At 74.6% G+C, this 15,375-nt stretch carries 14 protein-coding genes; 4 read left to right on the top strand and 10 right to left on the bottom strand.

All coding sequences use genetic code 11. The annotated features are described in order from the left end of the window. Positions 1 to 178: 178 nt before the first annotated feature. On the top strand, positions 179 to 1,153 hold the full coding sequence (locus tag BM242_RS23285) for a TIGR03557 family F420-dependent LLM class oxidoreductase (protein WP_093840878.1): 975 nt from the start codon (positions 179 to 181) through the stop codon (positions 1,151 to 1,153). A 57-nt stretch (positions 1,154 to 1,210) separates the two neighbouring features. Here the strand turns inward: BM242_RS23285 and BM242_RS23280 are convergent, their stop codons facing one another. Then, entirely contained in the window at positions 1,211 to 2,194 is a 984-nt protein-coding gene (locus BM242_RS23280) for an aldo/keto reductase (protein ID WP_425443917.1), read from the bottom strand. Positions 2,195 to 2,444: 250 nt separating this feature from the next. Between BM242_RS23280 and BM242_RS23275 the strand changes: the two genes are divergently transcribed. Further along, the gene (locus BM242_RS23275; protein WP_139238415.1) at positions 2,445 to 2,912 is read left to right on the top strand and encodes a hypothetical protein; all 468 of its coding nucleotides are present in this window, start codon (positions 2,445 to 2,447) and stop codon (positions 2,910 to 2,912) included. Position 2,913: 1 nt separating this feature from the next. Here the strand turns inward: BM242_RS23275 and BM242_RS23270 are convergent, their stop codons facing one another. Next, positions 2,914 to 3,924 (bottom strand): polyprenyl synthetase family protein, encoded by a 1,011-nt coding sequence (locus BM242_RS23270; RefSeq protein WP_093840875.1) that lies wholly within the window; start codon positions 3,922 to 3,924, stop codon positions 2,914 to 2,916. Positions 3,925 to 4,394: 470 nt separating this feature from the next. On the opposite strand from BM242_RS23270, the gene BM242_RS23265 reads away from it, so the two are divergent. Then, a complete protein-coding gene (locus BM242_RS23265; protein ID WP_139238414.1) occupies positions 4,395 to 5,462 on the top strand; it encodes a terpene synthase family protein in 1,068 nt (355 codons plus the stop codon). Positions 5,463 to 5,484: 22 nt separating this feature from the next. Here BM242_RS23265 and BM242_RS23260 read toward each other — a convergent pair whose 3' ends face one another. Then, the gene (locus BM242_RS23260) at positions 5,485 to 6,153 is read right to left on the bottom strand and encodes a UdgX family uracil-DNA binding protein (protein ID WP_093840873.1); all 669 of its coding nucleotides are present in this window, start codon (positions 6,151 to 6,153) and stop codon (positions 5,485 to 5,487) included. Between the two features lie 135 nt (positions 6,154 to 6,288). Then, entirely contained in the window at positions 6,289 to 8,538 is a 2,250-nt protein-coding gene (locus BM242_RS23255) for a molybdopterin oxidoreductase family protein (RefSeq protein ID WP_093840872.1), read from the bottom strand. Positions 8,539 to 8,692: 154 nt separating this feature from the next. Here BM242_RS23255 and BM242_RS23250 point away from each other — a divergent pair, with 154 nt between their 5' ends. Continuing rightward, positions 8,693 to 9,229 (top strand): hypothetical protein, encoded by a 537-nt coding sequence (locus BM242_RS23250; RefSeq protein ID WP_139238413.1) that lies wholly within the window; start codon positions 8,693 to 8,695, stop codon positions 9,227 to 9,229. A gap of 54 nt (positions 9,230 to 9,283) precedes the next feature. Here the strand turns inward: BM242_RS23250 and BM242_RS23245 are convergent, their stop codons facing one another. From BM242_RS23245 to BM242_RS23220, 6 genes are all read right to left on the bottom strand, one after another. Beyond that, positions 9,284 to 10,696: an NAD(P)(+) transhydrogenase (Re/Si-specific) subunit beta gene (locus BM242_RS23245; protein ID WP_093840870.1), complete on the bottom strand. Its 1,413-nt coding sequence runs from the start codon at positions 10,694 to 10,696 to the stop codon at positions 9,284 to 9,286. A gap of 4 nt (positions 10,697 to 10,700) precedes the next feature. Further along, positions 10,701 to 11,039 carry an NAD(P) transhydrogenase subunit alpha part 2 gene (locus tag BM242_RS23240; RefSeq protein ID WP_093840869.1) on the bottom strand — a complete coding sequence of 113 codons (339 nt, stop codon included), beginning with the start codon at positions 11,037 to 11,039 and terminating at the stop codon, positions 10,701 to 10,703. Continuing rightward, the gene (locus BM242_RS23235) at positions 11,036 to 12,256 is read right to left on the bottom strand and encodes an NAD(P) transhydrogenase subunit alpha (RefSeq protein WP_093840868.1); all 1,221 of its coding nucleotides are present in this window, start codon (positions 12,254 to 12,256) and stop codon (positions 11,036 to 11,038) included. Before BM242_RS23235 ends, BM242_RS23240 begins: the two co-directional genes overlap by 4 nt. Before the next feature lie 432 nt (positions 12,257 to 12,688). Beyond that, positions 12,689 to 13,408, bottom strand: coding sequence for a cupin domain-containing protein (locus tag BM242_RS23230; protein WP_245834434.1), 720 nt, complete (start codon positions 13,406 to 13,408; stop codon positions 12,689 to 12,691). Continuing rightward, positions 13,390 to 14,256, bottom strand: a complete 867-nt coding sequence (locus BM242_RS23225; RefSeq protein ID WP_093840866.1) for a DUF6807 domain-containing protein — start codon at positions 14,254 to 14,256, stop codon at positions 13,390 to 13,392. Before BM242_RS23225 ends, BM242_RS23230 begins: the two co-directional genes overlap by 19 nt. Then, entirely contained in the window at positions 14,253 to 15,302 is a 1,050-nt protein-coding gene (locus tag BM242_RS23220; protein WP_093840954.1) for a Gfo/Idh/MocA family protein, read from the bottom strand. Before BM242_RS23220 ends, BM242_RS23225 begins: the two co-directional genes overlap by 4 nt. Positions 15,303 to 15,375 lie beyond the last annotated feature (73 nt).

Here is a 15,375-nt window from a genome sequence, read left to right as displayed (position 1 = left end):
CCGGCCCCGCCGGCGGGGTTTCCCGGCCACCCGCGCCGCCCGCTCCCCGTTCCCCGCCGCGGGCGCCGTCGGCCGGTCGGGGGAACAGTGCTGTCCCGGCGGCCTGTCTGCCGTCCGGTGGGCGCATGGGCTGGCACGGTGCGGGCACTCGGACGTGCCCGGACGGAAGTGAGCAGGCATGCAGATCGGTTACAAGCTGATGGCCGAGGGCTTCGGCCCCAAGGAGATCATCCGGCAGGCGGTCCGCGCCGAGCGGGCCGGCTTCGATTTTGTGGAGATGAGCGACCACTACCACCCCTGGCTGGATGTGCAGGGGCATTCGTCGTTCGTGTGGACGGTGCTGGGCGCGGTGGCGGCCCGTACCGAGCGGCTGGGGCTGGCGACCGGCGTGACCTGTCCGACGGTCCGTTACCACCCGGCGGTCATCGCACAGGCCGCGGCCACCCTGGCGCTGGTCTCGGACGGCCGGTTCACCCTGGGTGTGGGCTCCGGCGAGCGGCTCAACGAGCATGTGGTGGGCGAGCCCGCCTTCCCCGCCACGGCGAGCGAGCGCCATGAGCGGCTGCGCGAGGCGCTGGAGATCATCCAGCTGCTGTGGCAGGGCGGTTACCGCTCCTACCGGGGCCGGCATCTCCAGGTGCACGACGCCCGGGTCTTCGACCTGCCGGACGAGCCGCCGCCGATCGCGGTGGCGGCGGGCGGGCGGAAGGCGGCCAGGCTGGCCGCGGAGATCGGCGGCGGCCTGTTCGCCACCGAGCCGCGCGGCGAGCTGGTGGACGCCTACCGGGAGGCGGGCGGCAACGGCCCGCGCTACGCGGAGGTGGCCCTGGCCTGGGCGCCGGACGAGGCGGCGGCCGTCAAGGCGGCCTGGGAGACCTCCCGCTGGTCGGTGCTGGGCTGGAAGGTGATGAGCGAGCTGCCCAACCCGGTGAACTTCGAGGCGGCGGCGGCGACGGTGCGGGAGGACGATGTGCGCAAGGCGTTCGCCTGCGGGCCCGACCCGGAGCGGCATCTGGCCGCCGTGCTGCCCTATGCCGAGGCCGGCTTCGACCGGCTGGCGCTGATGAACGCCGGGCCGGACCCGGACGGCTTCTTCGAGTTCTTCGAGCGGGAGCTCAATCCGCGGCTGCGCTCCGTCGCCGCTCCGGGCTGACCGTCCCGCGGGCCCGGCCGGGCGGCAGCCTCCGTCCCCCGGCCGGGCACCGCCGGATCACCAGCGGTCGTGCACCTGGGCGCGGATCAGCCGGTCGTACAGCTCGCGCACCGCCTCCAGGGTGGCGGGCGGCAGCGGCGGCAGGGCGGCGGCAGCGGCGTTGGCCCGGGCCTGTTCGGGGGAACGGGCGCCCGGGATCACGGTGGTGACTCCCGGCTGCTGGATGATCCAGCGCAGCGCGGTCTGGGCGGAGGAGGCGCCCTCGGGGGCGAACCGGGCGAATTCCCGGGCCGCCGCCACACCGATGGCGAAGTCCACGCCGGAGAAGGTCTCGCCCTGGTCGAACGCCTCGCCGTGCCGGTTGTAGCTGCGGTGGTCGTCGGGGGCGAACCGGGTATCGGCGCTGTAGCGCCCGGAGAGCAGGCCGGAGGCGAGCGGGACCCGGGCGATGACCGCCACCCCGGCCTCGCGGGCGGCGGGCAGCACCCGCTCCAGCGGCTTCAGCCGGAAGGGGTTGAGGATGATCTGCACGCTGGCGGTCCCCGGGCGGGCGATGGCCGCCAGGGCCTCCTCGCAGGTCTCCACGCTGACCCCGTAGGCGGCGATGCGCTGCTCCTCGACCAGGGTGTCCAGGGCGTCGTAGACCTCGTCGGAGGAGAACACCGGGGTGGGCGGGCAGTGCAGCTGCACCAGGTCGAGGGTGTCCGTGCCGAGGTTGTCGCGGGAACGGTCGGTCCAGGCGCGGAAGTTGTCCAGGACGTAGTTCTCCGGGACCTGCTCGGCCCGCCGGCCCATCTTGGTGGCGACCATGATCCCGGCGTCCGGCCGGTTGCGCAGATAGGCGGCGATCAACTGCTCGCTGCGGCCGTCGCCGTAGACATCGGCGGTGTCGAAGAAGGTCACGCCGCTCTCGGCCGCGGCGTCGAGCACCGCCATGGCATCCCGCTCGGACACCTGGCCCCAGTCGGCGCCGAGCTGCCAGGTGCCGAGTCCGACGACGGACGCCTTCCGTCCCGCCCTGCTGATTGCTCGCTGTTCCATGGGGGGCATTCTCGCAGGCCGCCGGGGACCCGGCCGGTCGGGGCCGGGGCGGGGCGCCGGGGCTTGGGACGCTCGGTGACGGAAGGCCGGGAGCTGTGCGCCGCGCCTTCCGGGCCGGGTACCCGGTCCCGTCGGACAGGTGCCCGCAACGGACACACCGGGCAAGGAGGTATCAGGGGTACCAGGAGATACCCGGAAATACCCGGAGATACCAGGAGGTACCGGGAGGTACCAGGAGGGAGGTACTGCCGTGGCACAGATGTCCCGGACGCATCCGGGGGGCGCGGCCCGACCGGGCCGGTGGACCGGGCGGGCCGCGCCGGCGGCGGCCGGGCTGGTGATCGTCGCGCACGGGCTGATGCATCTGGCGGGCACCCTGCTGTTCTGGGAACTGGCGGAGCCGGGCGGGCTGGGTTCCGCCGACGCCGTGCCGGCGGCCGGTTCGGTGGCCGGTTTCGCGGTGGGCGGGCTCTGGCTGTGGGCCGGCGGGACGTTCGTCGCCGCCGGGCTGATGCCGGCCCTGGGCAACCGGCGGTGGGCGCCGCCGGCCGCGCTGGCGGCTGCGGTCTCGCTTCCGCTGCTGCTGCTGATGTTCCCGGTGACGGCGCCGGGGATCGCCGTGGACGCCGGGCTGCTGCTGCTCGCCCTGCCGTCGGCGGTCGCCGGCCGGGACGACGCGCGGCCGTCCCCCGCCGGAGGCGGCGACGGCGGGGGGTGACTCAGCCGGCGCGGGCGACGGCGTAGTCGGCCAGCGCGGCCAGTTCGCGGCGGATCCGGGGCCGCAGCGGCAGGCCGTCCAGCGCCCGGCCGGCGCGGGCCAGCGCGGCCCGCGCCTCGGCGGTGGCGCGGGCCCGTCCGCCGGCTTCCTCGATCAGCCGCAGGGCCCGGGGCACCGCCTCGGGCTCCGGGGTCCCGGCGTCGTCCAGCAGGGCGGCCAGCCGGACCGCGGCCGGGCTGGCGGCGGCCAGGGCCAGCAGCACCGGCAGGCTCTTGCCGCCGCGGGACAGACCGCCGCCGGCCGGGCCGCCGGTGCGCGCCGGGTCGCCCCACAGGCCCAGCAGATCGTCCGAGATCCGCAGCGCCAGGCCGAACTGGCGGCCGGCGGTGGCCAGCCTGGCCACGCAGCGCTCGTCCCCGCCGGCCAGCAGGGCGCCCAGGGCGGCGGCGCAGCCGGACAGCGCCCCGGTGCTGTCGCGGGCCGCGGCGCGGTACTCCTCGGGGGTGACCGCGCCGGCACCCCGCCAGGGCCGGGCCGCGAAGGCCAGGTCGCGGGCCTGGCCGCGCAGCAGCGCGGACAGCGCCTGGCACAGCAGGCCCATGGCATCCTCCCGGCGGTCCCGGCGGGCGTGCCGGACCAGCACGTTGAGGGCGAGGGCGAGCAGGGCGTCGCCGGTGGGCACGGCCGGACCGGTGCCGGGGCCACCGGGGGCCAGGGTGAAGGCGTGGACGAGTTCCACGGCGACGGCGCCCGGCACGGCCTGCCCGGCGGAGCCGCCGACGGCCTCGGCGGCCAGCACGGCCAGCGCCGGGCAGAAGTCCCTGCCGGTGCCGGGCGGGCCCCCGGGGGCGGGCCGGCCGAGGGCATGGCCGGCCGTTTCCCGGGAGGGGCCGGGCAACTGCGCCACGGCGGATTCCAGCTCCGGCCGGATCAGCTCGCGGCAGCGCCGCAGCAATTCCTCGGTCCGGCGGGCGGTGACGGGTCGGGCGGGGGTACGGGCGGGCACGGCCATTGGTGTTTCCCCGATCTGCTTTCCGGAGCCGCTCGGGCCCCGGGCTCCCGGTAATGCGGGCGGGTAGGTGCGGGGGCGTGGCTCCATGGAAAGGCGACACGCTTTTCGCTTTCAAGACGGCGAGTGCCGGTTCACCCGAAGGGCCTAAGGAACGGGCGGCGCCCACGGCGATCTGTTGAACGAAAACGACCATTTCACTCACCACGGATTACCGCTGAGTGAGCGGAGGCTGCTCCGTTCGAGTGAAGCATAAAGTACCGGTAAATTGATCGCCGAATTCGCGGAAGACTTCCCCGCACAGTGTTCCGCCGCGGCGCGGCTGCGGCTTCGCATGCCGTTTCCGCCACTGCCGCCGTTTCACCCTTCCGCTGTTCCGTCCTGCTGTCTTTCCGTCCCTCTGTCCCTCTGTCCCTCTGTCCTTCTGTCCTTCTGTCCTTCCGTCGTTTTCCCGTTGGAGCGCCGCCATGGTGATGACCGCCACCGGAATCGAACTGCCGCCGATCTGGTGTCCGCTGGCCGGCGCGCGGCATCCGCGCGTGGAGGAGATCGAGCGCCGGGCCGCCGCCTGGCTCGACCGGCAGCGGGTGTACCGGGACGAGAGCGAGCGCCGCATGGTGCTGGGCACCCGCGGCGCGGACTTCTGCGCCCGCTTCACCCCCTACGCGGACGAGGAGGGGGTGCTGCTGGCCGCCCTGTGGGTCTACTGGGCCTGCTGTTTCGACGACGCGTGCTGCGGCCACGGCCCGCTCAGCGCGGCCCCGGAACGGTTCGCCCGGCTGGCCGGGCAGGTGCAGCGGGCGCTGGAGGCGCCCACCGCGGACAGTTCGGCGGAACGATTCCTCCCGCCGCTCCAGGATTTCGCCCGGCGGATGCGGAGAATGCGCTCACCGGTCCAGGCGGCCCGTTTTGCGCATGCGCACCGGGCCTGGCTGTCCGGGGTGGTCTGGCAGATCGGCAACCGCGCCGAAAGCCATATGCCGGACCTGGACGAGTATCTGGCGATGCGCAGGCTCGCCGCCCGGGGCGAACCCGTCTTCGCACTGCTGGAGATCGCCACCGGAACCGAGACCCCGGACCGGGAATTCCACCGGCCGGCGGTCCGGGCACTGACCGAAATGGCCATGACCGTGGCAACGCTGGACAACGACCGGCATTCCCTGCACAGGGAACCGGCCGCCGGCCATAGCGGCCAGAACATCTACACCGTGCTGATGCGCGACCGGAATCTGGCACCGGCCGACGCGGTACAGGAGGCGACCAGAGTGCGCGACCGCATTCTGGCCCGGTTTCTGCGGCTGCTGCCGACGGTACTGGCCGGTGCCGGCCCGGAGCTGCGGATCTATCTGGCGGGCCTGTGCCACGGGGTGCGCGGCAATGCCGAATGGGGGCTGCGGGTACCGCGCCGCCCGGCGGAGACTCCGCCGCCGCCGGGCGCGGCGGAGGAGCCGCTGGAGTGGGCGCCCTCGCCCGCGGACGACGACCGGACGCCGCTGCCCGCGCCGTCCGTCGCCTGGTGGTGGGACCGCGCCCTGGAGTGAGCCGGGCCGGCCGGCGGGGGCGTCAGCGCAGGGCCCCGGCGGCGACCCGGAGGTCGGCCACCAGCCCGGCGTAGACGCGCTCCCGCTCGTCCTCGGCGCGCAGCACGGCCGAGGGATGGATGGTGGCCACCAGCACCGGCCCGGGCCCGCCGGGCGCGGCCCCGCCCGGCGGGCCGGCCATCGGCACACCGCGCTCCCGGGTGACCCGGAATCCGGAGCCGAGCAGCGCCTTGCCTGCGGTGGCGCCCAGCGTGACCACCACTTCCGGGTCGAGCAGGGTCAGTTCGGCGTCCAGCCAGGGCTTGCAGGCGGCGGTCTCGCGCAGGCTGGGCGGCTTGTGGATGCGCCGCTTGCCGCGGCCGGTCAGCGCGAACTTGAAGTGCTTGACCGCGTTGGTGACATACGTCTCGGTGGGGTCGATGCCGGCCTCGTCCACGGCCCGCATCAGCACCCGTCCGGCCGGTCCGACAAAGGGCAGGCCGCGCCGGTCCTCCTGGTCGCCCGGCTGCTCGCCGATCAGCACCACCCGGGCGGAGGCGTCGCCGGAGCCGAACACGGTCCGGGTGGCCGGGCCGTACAGCGGGCACCCACGGCAGCCCGCCGCGGCCTCGCGCAGTTCCTCAAGACCGGCCCGCTGCGGTACATACGGCCCGGCGTCGTACGCCTCGGGTCCCGTCACCGCCTCCGCCATGCCCGCTCGCCTCCTCCGCCGCATCTCCGCCGCACCGTCCGCCCGCCGGGCACGGGTACCCCGCGGCCGGGCGCTCAGCCCACCCTCCGCGGCGGCCGGGCTTCCCCGGGTGCGGGGCCGGTGCGGTCGGTGCGCTCAGGAGGCGGGCAGCGGGCCGACCCGGACCGGAAAGGCGTTGAGCACGGCGGTGCCGGCCAGCGGATCGCGCAGCGTGCCGTCGAGGAGCTGGTTCACATTGACCCCGGGCTCGGCCGCGGCGACGGTCAGCCGGGTGCCGGGCCGATCGTGTCCCCAGCCGTGCGGCAGGCTGACCACGCCCGGGCGCACCGCGTCGGTGATCTCCACCGGCACCCGGAGCTGCCCGCCGGCCCCCTCGACCCGGGCGGCCGCGCCGTCGGCCAGGCCCAGCCGGGCGGCGTCCCGGGGGTGGATCTGGAGGGTGCAGCGGTTGGTCCCGCCGCGCAGCGCCGGCACATTGTGCAGCCAGCTGTTGTTCGACCGCAGATGGCGGCGGCCGACCAGGACCAGCCCGTCCGGGCGGCGGTCCCGGCTGCGCCGCAGCCGCTCCAGATCCCGCATCACCGGCTCCGGGCAGAGCTCGATCCGGCCGCTGCGGGTGCGCAGCACCTCCGGCAGCCGCGGGGTGAGCGGGCCCAGGTCGATGCCGTGCGGGTGGTCCAGCACGCGCCGCAGGGAGAGCCCGTCCGGGCGGGCGCCGAAGCCGTCGCCGTACGGGCCGAGCCGCAGCATCGCGTCCAGCCGCCGCTCCGCGCCGTCCTGTCCGGTGAGGCGGGCGGCGAGGTCCGCCGGGTTGCGTCCGTGCACCGGGGAGTGCGGGTCGGCCGCGGCCTTGCGCAGCAGCCCATCGGTCACGGTGGCGTCCACCGTCTCCGGGCCGGCGTCCGGGGTGCCGCCGGCGCACAGCACCAGCCTGGCCAGGATCTCGCTCTCCGCGGGCCGGCCGGGCTCCGGCGGGACGGCCGGCCGGGTGTAGCGGACCTGATTGCGCACGGCCAGCGCGTTCAGGGCGAAATCGAAGTGCGGGCTGCGCGAGGGCGGCGGCGGGGGCAGCACCACATGGGCGTGGCGGCTGGTCTCGTTGAGGTAGGGATCGACGCTGACCATGAACTCCAGGCCGGCCAGGGCGCGGTCCAGCCGGTCGCCGTCGGGCGCGGAGAGCACCGGGTTGGCGCCGATGACGATGAGGGCCCGGATGCGGTCCTCGCCGGGGGTGTCGATCTCCTCGGCCAGCGCGGCCAGCGGGAACTCGCCCTTGACCTCGGGGTGCCCGCCGGCCCGGCTGCGCCACCGGCCCAGCGCGAAGCCCTTGCCCGGCCCGGCGGGCCGGGGCGCGGGGGCGGTGGCGGAGAGCGGGAACATGGCGCCGCCCGGCCGGTCGAGATTGCCGGTGAGCACATTGGCCACGTCCACCAGCCAGTTGGTCAGGGTGCCGAACTCCACGGTGGAGGCGCCGACCCGGCCGTACACGGCGGCGGCCGGCGCGGCGGCCAGTTCGCGGGCCATCGCCCGGATCTCCTCCGGCGTCACCTCGCAGGCGGGCGCCACCGCTTCGGGGGTGTACCCGGCCAGCGCCGTGCGCAGGGTGTCCAGCCCGGTGAGGTGGGCGGCCGACGGGCCGGGACGCACCAGGTCCTCGGCGAACAGCACCTGGACCAGCGCGGCCAGCAGCAGGGCGTCGGTGCCGGGCCGGATCGCCACATGGCGGTCGGCGAGCCGGGCGGTGCGGGTGCGGCGCGGGTCCACCACGGTGAGCCGGCCGCCGCGCCGGCGCAGCGCGCGCAGCCGGCCGGGGAAGTCCGGGGCGGTGCACAGACTGCCGTTGGAGGCCAGCGGGTTGGCGCCGATCAGCAGCAGATGGTCGGTGCGGTCCAGATCGGGCACCGGAATGGCCAGCGGGTCGCCGAAGAGCAGGCCGCAGGAGACGTGTTTGGGCATCTGGTCGACGGTGGAGGCGGTGAAGAGGTTCCGGGTGCCCAGGGTGCGCAGCAGGACGGGCGGGTAGAGCGCGCCGGCCACGGTGTGCACGTTCGGGTTGCCGAGCACCACGCCGACCGCGTCCGGGCCGTGCCGCTCGATCAGCGGGCGCAGCGCGGCCGAGACGGCGCCGAACGCCTCGTCCCAGCCCGCCGGGGCGGCGGGCCGGCCGGGCGGGGTGCCGGGGCGGCGCAGCAGCGGGCCGGGCAGCCGGTCGGGGTCGCTGTCCACCTGGCCGAAGGAGACCCCCTTGGGGCAGATGTAGCCCCGGCTGAAGACGTCGTCCCGGTCGCCCCGGGCGGCGGTCACCTCTCCCCGGTCGCCGATCGTCAGGGTCAGCCCGCAGGTGGCTTCGCACAGCGGACAGATACGCGGGGCGGTGCGGCTCATCGGTCCTCCCGGGGACGCGGCGGCGCGGGTGCTGGTCGCCGCTCACCATACCGACCGGTTGGCATGAACAACACCTGGCGGACCCCGGCAACCGCAATCCGCCGGCTCCCCCGCATCCCCCGGCCTGCCCCGGACACCGCTCCGGGTACGGCCTATGCTCGCTCCGACGGCCGGCGGAGGGCTGGGGGCACGGGTGGGCAAGCAGGCGGGGCCGCGGAAGCCGCCGCTGCGCAGGCGGACGTGGGTGTGGTGGCCGCTGGCGGCGCTGTCCGTGCTCCCGCCGGCGGCGCTCGGATTCGTGGTGCTGCTGGGCATCGCCACCGTCGTCGGGCCGGGCATGGACGACGATCCGGGTGAGCCGGTGCCGTGCACGGAGGCGATGGCCTTCGCGGATCTGCCGGGTCTGCCCGAGGGCGCGCGGGATGCCGAGTGCGAGGCGTACATCTGGCTGGACACCAGCTACTACGCCCGTTTCCTGATCGGCCGTGACGCCTTCGACGCGTGGCTGGCGTCGGTGTATCCCGGTGTCGGACTCGGCCCGGACGCGTGCTTCGGGGAGAGCGACGGGAGGTGTGCGGGTTTCGGCCTGGACCCGGTGGCCGAGGGCGGGGCCGCCCGGATCGGGCTGGATGTGCGGGACCGGCCGGGGAACACCCTGTGGGTCATTTTCGGGGCGCATTCCAGGCCCTGACGGCCGCCCGGGCATTGAGGGTGTGCCCGGGCGGCCGGTGGACGGTCGGTGGGGTCAGGCGATGAAGGTGCGGACGGCGGCCTTCAGCTCGGCCAGGCCCTTCTTGGCGTCGGCGAAGAACATGCCGGTCTTGGGGTCGGTGTAGAGCGGGTTGTCCATGCCGGCGTAGCCGTGGCCCATGGAGCGCTTGATCACCACGATGCTCCGGGCCCGGTCCACGTCCAGGATCGGCATGCCGGAGATGGCGTTGCCCGGGCGGCGCGCGGCCGGGTTGGTGACGTCGTTGGCGCCGATGACCAGGGCGACGTCGGCCTGCGGGAATTCGGGGTTGGCGTCCTCCATCTCCTTGAGCTGGGTGTAGGGGACGTTGACCTCGGCCAGCAGGACGTTCATATGGCCGGGCATCCGGCCGGCCACCGGGTGGATGGCGTAGGAGACCTCCACCCCGTGCGCCTCCAGCACGTCGGCCAGTTCGCCCAGTTCGTGCTGGGCCTGGGCGGCGGCCAGTCCGTAGCCGGGCACCACCACGACCCGGCCGGCGTAGGCGAGCTGGATGGCCACGTCGTCGGCCGAGAGCGCGCGCACCTGGGAGGCGCCCCCGCCGTCGTCGGCCGGGCCGCCGTCGCCGGTGCCGAAGCCGCCGACGATGATGGCCGCGATGGAGCGGTTCATGGCGTCGGCCATCAGCTTGGTCAGAATGCCGCCGGAGGCGCCGACCAGGGCCCCGGCGATGATCAGCGTGGGCTCGTTCAGCACAAAGCCGGCCATCGCCACCGCGGTGCCGGTGAAGGCGTTGAGCAGCGAGATCACCACGGGCATGTCGGCGCCGCCGATGGGCAGCACCATGGTCACGCCGAAGGCCAGCGCCGCGGCGGTGAGCAGCAGCAGCGCCGCGGTGCTGCCGGGGTCGAGGACCAGCCAGACCGAGCAGACCGCGCACAGCACCGGCAGCGCGGCATTGACCGCCCGGGCGCCGGGAAAGACGATCGGCCGGCCGGGCACGATGCCCTGGAGCTTGCCCGCCGCGATCAGCGAGCCGGAGAAGGTGACCGCGCCGATCACCACGTCCAGCGCGCCCGGCACGGTGGAGCGCGCGCCCAGCAGGCCGGGATCGTGGGCCTGGAGCACCTCGCCGAGCACGATCAGCGCCGCCGCCCCGCCGCCGACCGCGTTGAACACGCTGACGAGCTGGGGCATGGCGGTCATGGCCACGGACCGGGCGTAGTAGAGGCCGGCGGCCGAGCCGACCAGGCCGCCCGAGATCAGCACCAGCCAGCCGGTGGCGGTGATGGCACTCTCGTCGGCGAGCAGCACCACGGTGGCACCGATGGCCACGGCCATGGCCGCCGCGGACAGGGTGTTGCCGCGGCGGGCGGTGCGCGGCGAGTTCATCAGATGGAGGCCGAGGACGAAGCAGGCCGCGGCGGCCAGGAAGAGGTAGCGGATGACGGTTTCCAGGGTGTCCATGGCCTCACGCCTCCGTCTTCCGCCCGGCCGGCTGCCCGGCGGCCGGTCCGGCCGCCCCGCCCGGGCGGGAGCGGAACATGTGCAGCATGCGGTCGGTCACCACATAGCCGCCGACCACGTTCATGGCGCCGAAGGCCACGGCCACGAAGGCGAGGATGTAGCCGATGGCGTTGTGCGCCTCGGCCGCGATGATCATGGCGCCGATGGCCACGATGCCGTGAATGGAGTTGGCCCCGGACATCAACGGGGTGTGCAGGGTGGCGGGCACCTTGCTGATCACCTCGAAGCCGACCAGTACGGCCAGTACGAACACCGTGATCGCGGTGAGCAGGTCGAGGTTCATGCGGCCCCTCCGGGGGTGGTCGTCCCGCCGGTCGCGGGTTCGGTGCCGGCGGTGGCGGCCGGCGGGTCGAGCAGGGCGGCGACCTTCTCGCCGACCACCGCGCCGTCATGGGTGACCACGACCCCGGCCTGGATCTCGTCCTCCCGGTCGATGACCACCGCGCCGTCCCTGACCAGCAGCCCCAGCAGGGCGGTGACATTGCGGGCGTAGGCGGTGGAGGAGGCGGTGGCCATGGCGGACGGCAGGTTGCCGGCGCCGATCAGGGTGACCCCGCCGTCCAGCACGGTGGTCTTGTCCGGCCTGGAGTGCTCCACATTGCCGCCGAGTTCGCTGGCGGCCATGTCGACCACCACCGAGCCGGGCCTCATCCGCTCCAGCGCGGCCCCGGTGACCAGCAGCGGCGGCCGGCGTCCCGGCACCTGGGCGGTGGTGATGACAATGTCGGACCTGGCGATATGGGCGTCCAGCGCCTCCTGCTGGGCCTGCTGCTCCCCGGGGGTCAGTTCGCGGGCGTAGCCGCCGGTCCCGGCGCCGGACCCGACACCGGGGAGTTCGAGGAACTTGGCGCCCAGGGACTCCACCTCGCCCTTGGCGGCGGGCCGCACGTCATAGCCGGTGACCACCGCGCCCAGGCGGCGGGCGGTGGCGATGGCCTGGAGACCGGCCACCCCGGCGCCCAGAATCAGCACGGCCGCGGGCTTGGAGGTGCCGGCGGCCGTGGTGAGCATCGGGAAGTAGCGGTCATAGGCGTCCGCGGCCAGGATCACCGCCTTGTAGCCCGCGATGTTGGCCTGCGAGGTGAGCGCGTCCATGGACTGGGCGCGGCTGAGGGTGCGGGGCAGCAGGTCCAGGCTGACCGCGGTCACCCCGCGCTCCGCCCAGTCGCGCATCAGGGCCGGTCTGCGCAGCGGTTCCAGCAGTCCGGCCAGGAGCTGCCCGGCCCGCGGGCCGGGCGGGTCGCCGGTGCCGTCCGCCGGTTCCGGGGGCCGGACGCAGAGCACCACATCGGCCCGCGCCCAGACCTCCTCACCGGGGACGACCTCGGCCCCGGCGGCCGTGTAGTCGGCGTCGGCGAACCAGGCGCCGGCGCCCGCCCCGGTCTCGACCAGGATCTGCGCCTCCAGCGGCGCCAGCCGGGACAGGACGTCCGGGACCATGGCCACCCGGCGCTCACCGGGAGCCCGCTCCCGTACCACCCCTACCGTGATCTTTCCCATGCGACCTCTCGCTCTCGCGGATGTTCGGCAATTCGGCTTTCGGCGATTCAGCAGTCCAGAGATTCAGCAATGCGGCGATTCGGCGAGCCGGGCATCCGGTGGTCCGGACATCCGGCAGCAGCCGGCCCGGCACCGCGGTGACGGGGCCTCGCGCACTCATCCTGCTCCGGTCGGCCCCCGGTCCGCCGGGGCCGGACGGTCCCGGGAACGAGGGTGGCCGCCGGCCCGCCGGTGCGGGGAGGCCGGGAGTGCGCGGTCGGGCGCTCGGCTGCTGCTCCCCTCTTACCCAGGGGAAGCTCGGCATGCGCATGCGAAAACGCCGCCCGGGCGGGCCCGGGCGGCGGGACGGGTGGGACGGGCGGGGCGGTCAGGGGGCCGCGGGGAGGCAGCACGGCCGGTGCCGGCCGCCCGAGCCGGCACCAACCGTGCTGGTCAGGGCTGGAACGCCCGCAGGTGCCCGCACATGCCCAGCCGTTCGGCGGCGGGCACGGTGGTCACCGCGGCGTCCCTGAGGTGACGGGTATCACCCTCGCGGAGCGCGGCCAACTGCGCGCCGGTGGCCTCGGCCGCGGCCACGGCACCGGCCCGCCAGCGCTCTTCGAAGGTGTCCAGCCGGGGCGAGACGATGCGGGCGGCAGCCGCGTGGAAGCCGGCCAGGGCCTCCTCTCCCGCCGCCCGCAGTTCGAGGAAGCCCTCGATGGCCAGGTCCCGGCGCCGCCGGGCGTCGGGGGCGCCGGAGACGGCGGCGGCCTCGGCGTAGGCGGCGGGATCGGCCAGCACCCCGGCGGGGAAGGTGAAGACCGCGTCGCCCGCCTCCGGCAGTCCGCTGTTCTGCATCACCACCGTGATGCGCAGGCCGCCGTCGCCGTTGACCAGGCGGTGGATGGTGCCGGGGGTGAAGGTGACGACCGAGCCGGGCCGCAGCGGGGTCTCCCGGTAGCCGCTCCAGGTGAGGGTCTGCACGCTGCCCTCGCCCCCGGTGACCACATAGGTCTCGGCGCACACCAGATGCATGTGCGGGCTGCCGCCGCACACCCCGTCGGCGGTGGGCCAGTCGTAGACCCGCAGGTCGGAGAGGCCGACCGCGCCGGGGAAGGCGGTGTACGGCTGTCCGTTGCCGTGGTGGCCGGTGGTCATGTCTGTCGCTCCCATGGGTGATCCGCGAGGTGGGCCTCCAGGCGGTCGCGCCCCCAGGCGCCTTCCGCGATGACGACCCGGTAGGCGAGATCCAGTGTCTCTCCCGGGCCGAGCCGGGTCTCCTCGAAGAATGCCAGGGAGGGGTTGACCGCGGCGAAGGGCTCGGCGCGGACGAACCAGACGGTGCCGGGCGCGGACTCGAACAGCAGCGTGGAGGAGCGGTCCACCTCGTCGTGCGGCCCGGTGAAGGCCAGCCAGGAAGCGGTGCGGCCCATCATCTCCGGACCGCCCTGACCGTCGGAGGCGAGCACGGTGCCGCCGGTGAAGGAGCGCGGGCCGCGCCAGAAGAATCCGGCGTAGCCGGCCATCTCCCGGCCGTTGGTGGTGGGGCTGCCGAAGACCAGTTCCTCGCCGCGGACATTGTGCAGCGAGGTGGCGAAGCCCAGCTCCCACCAGCCCTCGCCGGGGCGGACGGTCAGGGTGCGGGTCTCGTCGATCCAGTGCTCGCCGCCCTGGGTCCACCAGGTGAGCCGTTCCACGCCCGGCTCCACCCACTCCTCGTGGCGCATGGACCCGTTGTTGGGCAGGTCGACATAGCCCTGCTCGGGGCTGACATAGGTGCCGCCGCCCCAGAAGTTCTCGCCGGAGACCCAGGAGGCGGTCATCTGGATGCCCTTGTGCCAGCGGTGGTCGTGCGGGCGGAAACAGGTGACGACATCCCCGGCGGTGGTGCGCAGCGGGTGGAAGTAGGGCTTGGGAGCCTCGAAGCCCGCCGTGTCGGGGCGGTACACATAGCGCAGCACTTCGACACCCCGGATCTCCACGATCAGCTCCGTTCCAGTGTCCTTCAGCGGGACGTTCACAGGGACAGCCCTCCGTTCATACGGGCGTAGAAGGGGTGGTCGGGAGTCAGATCGGCGCGGCGGACGGGCCGGCCGGTCAGGGCGGAGGCGTAGAGGCCGGTGACCAGTTCCAGGGTGCGGCGGGCCTCGGTGCCGCTGACCGGGGGCCGTTCGCCGCGCTGGTGGGCGTCGAGCAGGGCGGTGAGCTGGGCGGCGTGCGAGCTGGGCAGGTCCTCGCCCGGCTGCCAGTGCGGGGAGTCGCAGGACCAGTCGGCGTTGGAGTAGCCGTACAGATGGCGCAGTTCCACGGTGGCGTCGGAGTAGTCGAACCGCAGATAGCTTTCCTCGCGGGGGGAGAGCAGGCTGTTGACCACGCTGCCCATGGCGCCGCCGGTGAACCGGACCAGCGCCATGGAGACGTCCTCGGTCTCCACGTCGCGGTCCAGGCGGCCGGCCATGGCGCGGACCTCCTCCCAGTCGCCGAGCACCGAGAGCATCAGGTCCATCTGGTGGATGCCGTGGCCCATGGCGGGGCCGCCGCCCTCGGTGTCCCACCGGCCGCGCCAGGGCACGTCGAAGTACTCCGGGGGCCGGTACCAGGTGGTGTTGCACAGCGCCACCAGGGGGCGGCCCAGGGTCTGCTTGCCGGTGAGTTCCCGCAGGTGGCGGGCGCCGGAGCCGAAGCGGTGCTGGAAGACGACGGAGGCGTAGGGGCCTTCGCCGTCCGGGCCCTCGGCGGCGGCGATGGCGTCGTATTCGGCCAGGGAGAGGCACAGCGGCTTCTCGCACCACACCCAGGCGCCGGCCCGCAGGCAGGTGACGACCTGCTCGGCGTGCAGGAAGGGCGGGGTGCAGATGTGGACCAGGTCGGGGCGGACGGCGTCCAGCATCTCGGCGAGGTCGGTGTGGGCGGCGGGGATGGAGTGCTCGGCGCAGAACGCGGCGAGCCGGTCGGCGTCCACGTCGACGGCGGCGACCACCTCGGCGCGGCCGGCCTCGGCGGCGAGCGCGGGCAGATGGCAGATGCCGGCGATGCCCCCGGTGCCGACGACGGCGACTCGGATCATGCGGTGCTCCGTGGTGTTCGGCGGCCCGGTCGGGGCCGCGGCGGGCTGGTGGCTGGTGGCGGGGGGTGGGTGT

Source organism: Streptomyces aidingensis (assembly GCF_900112355.1).
Lineage (GTDB): Bacteria > Actinomycetota > Actinomycetes > Streptomycetales > Streptomycetaceae > Streptomyces > Streptomyces aidingensis.
The sequence above is the reverse complement of the archived record's forward strand: the minus strand, read 5'-3'. Positions and strand labels throughout refer to the sequence as shown.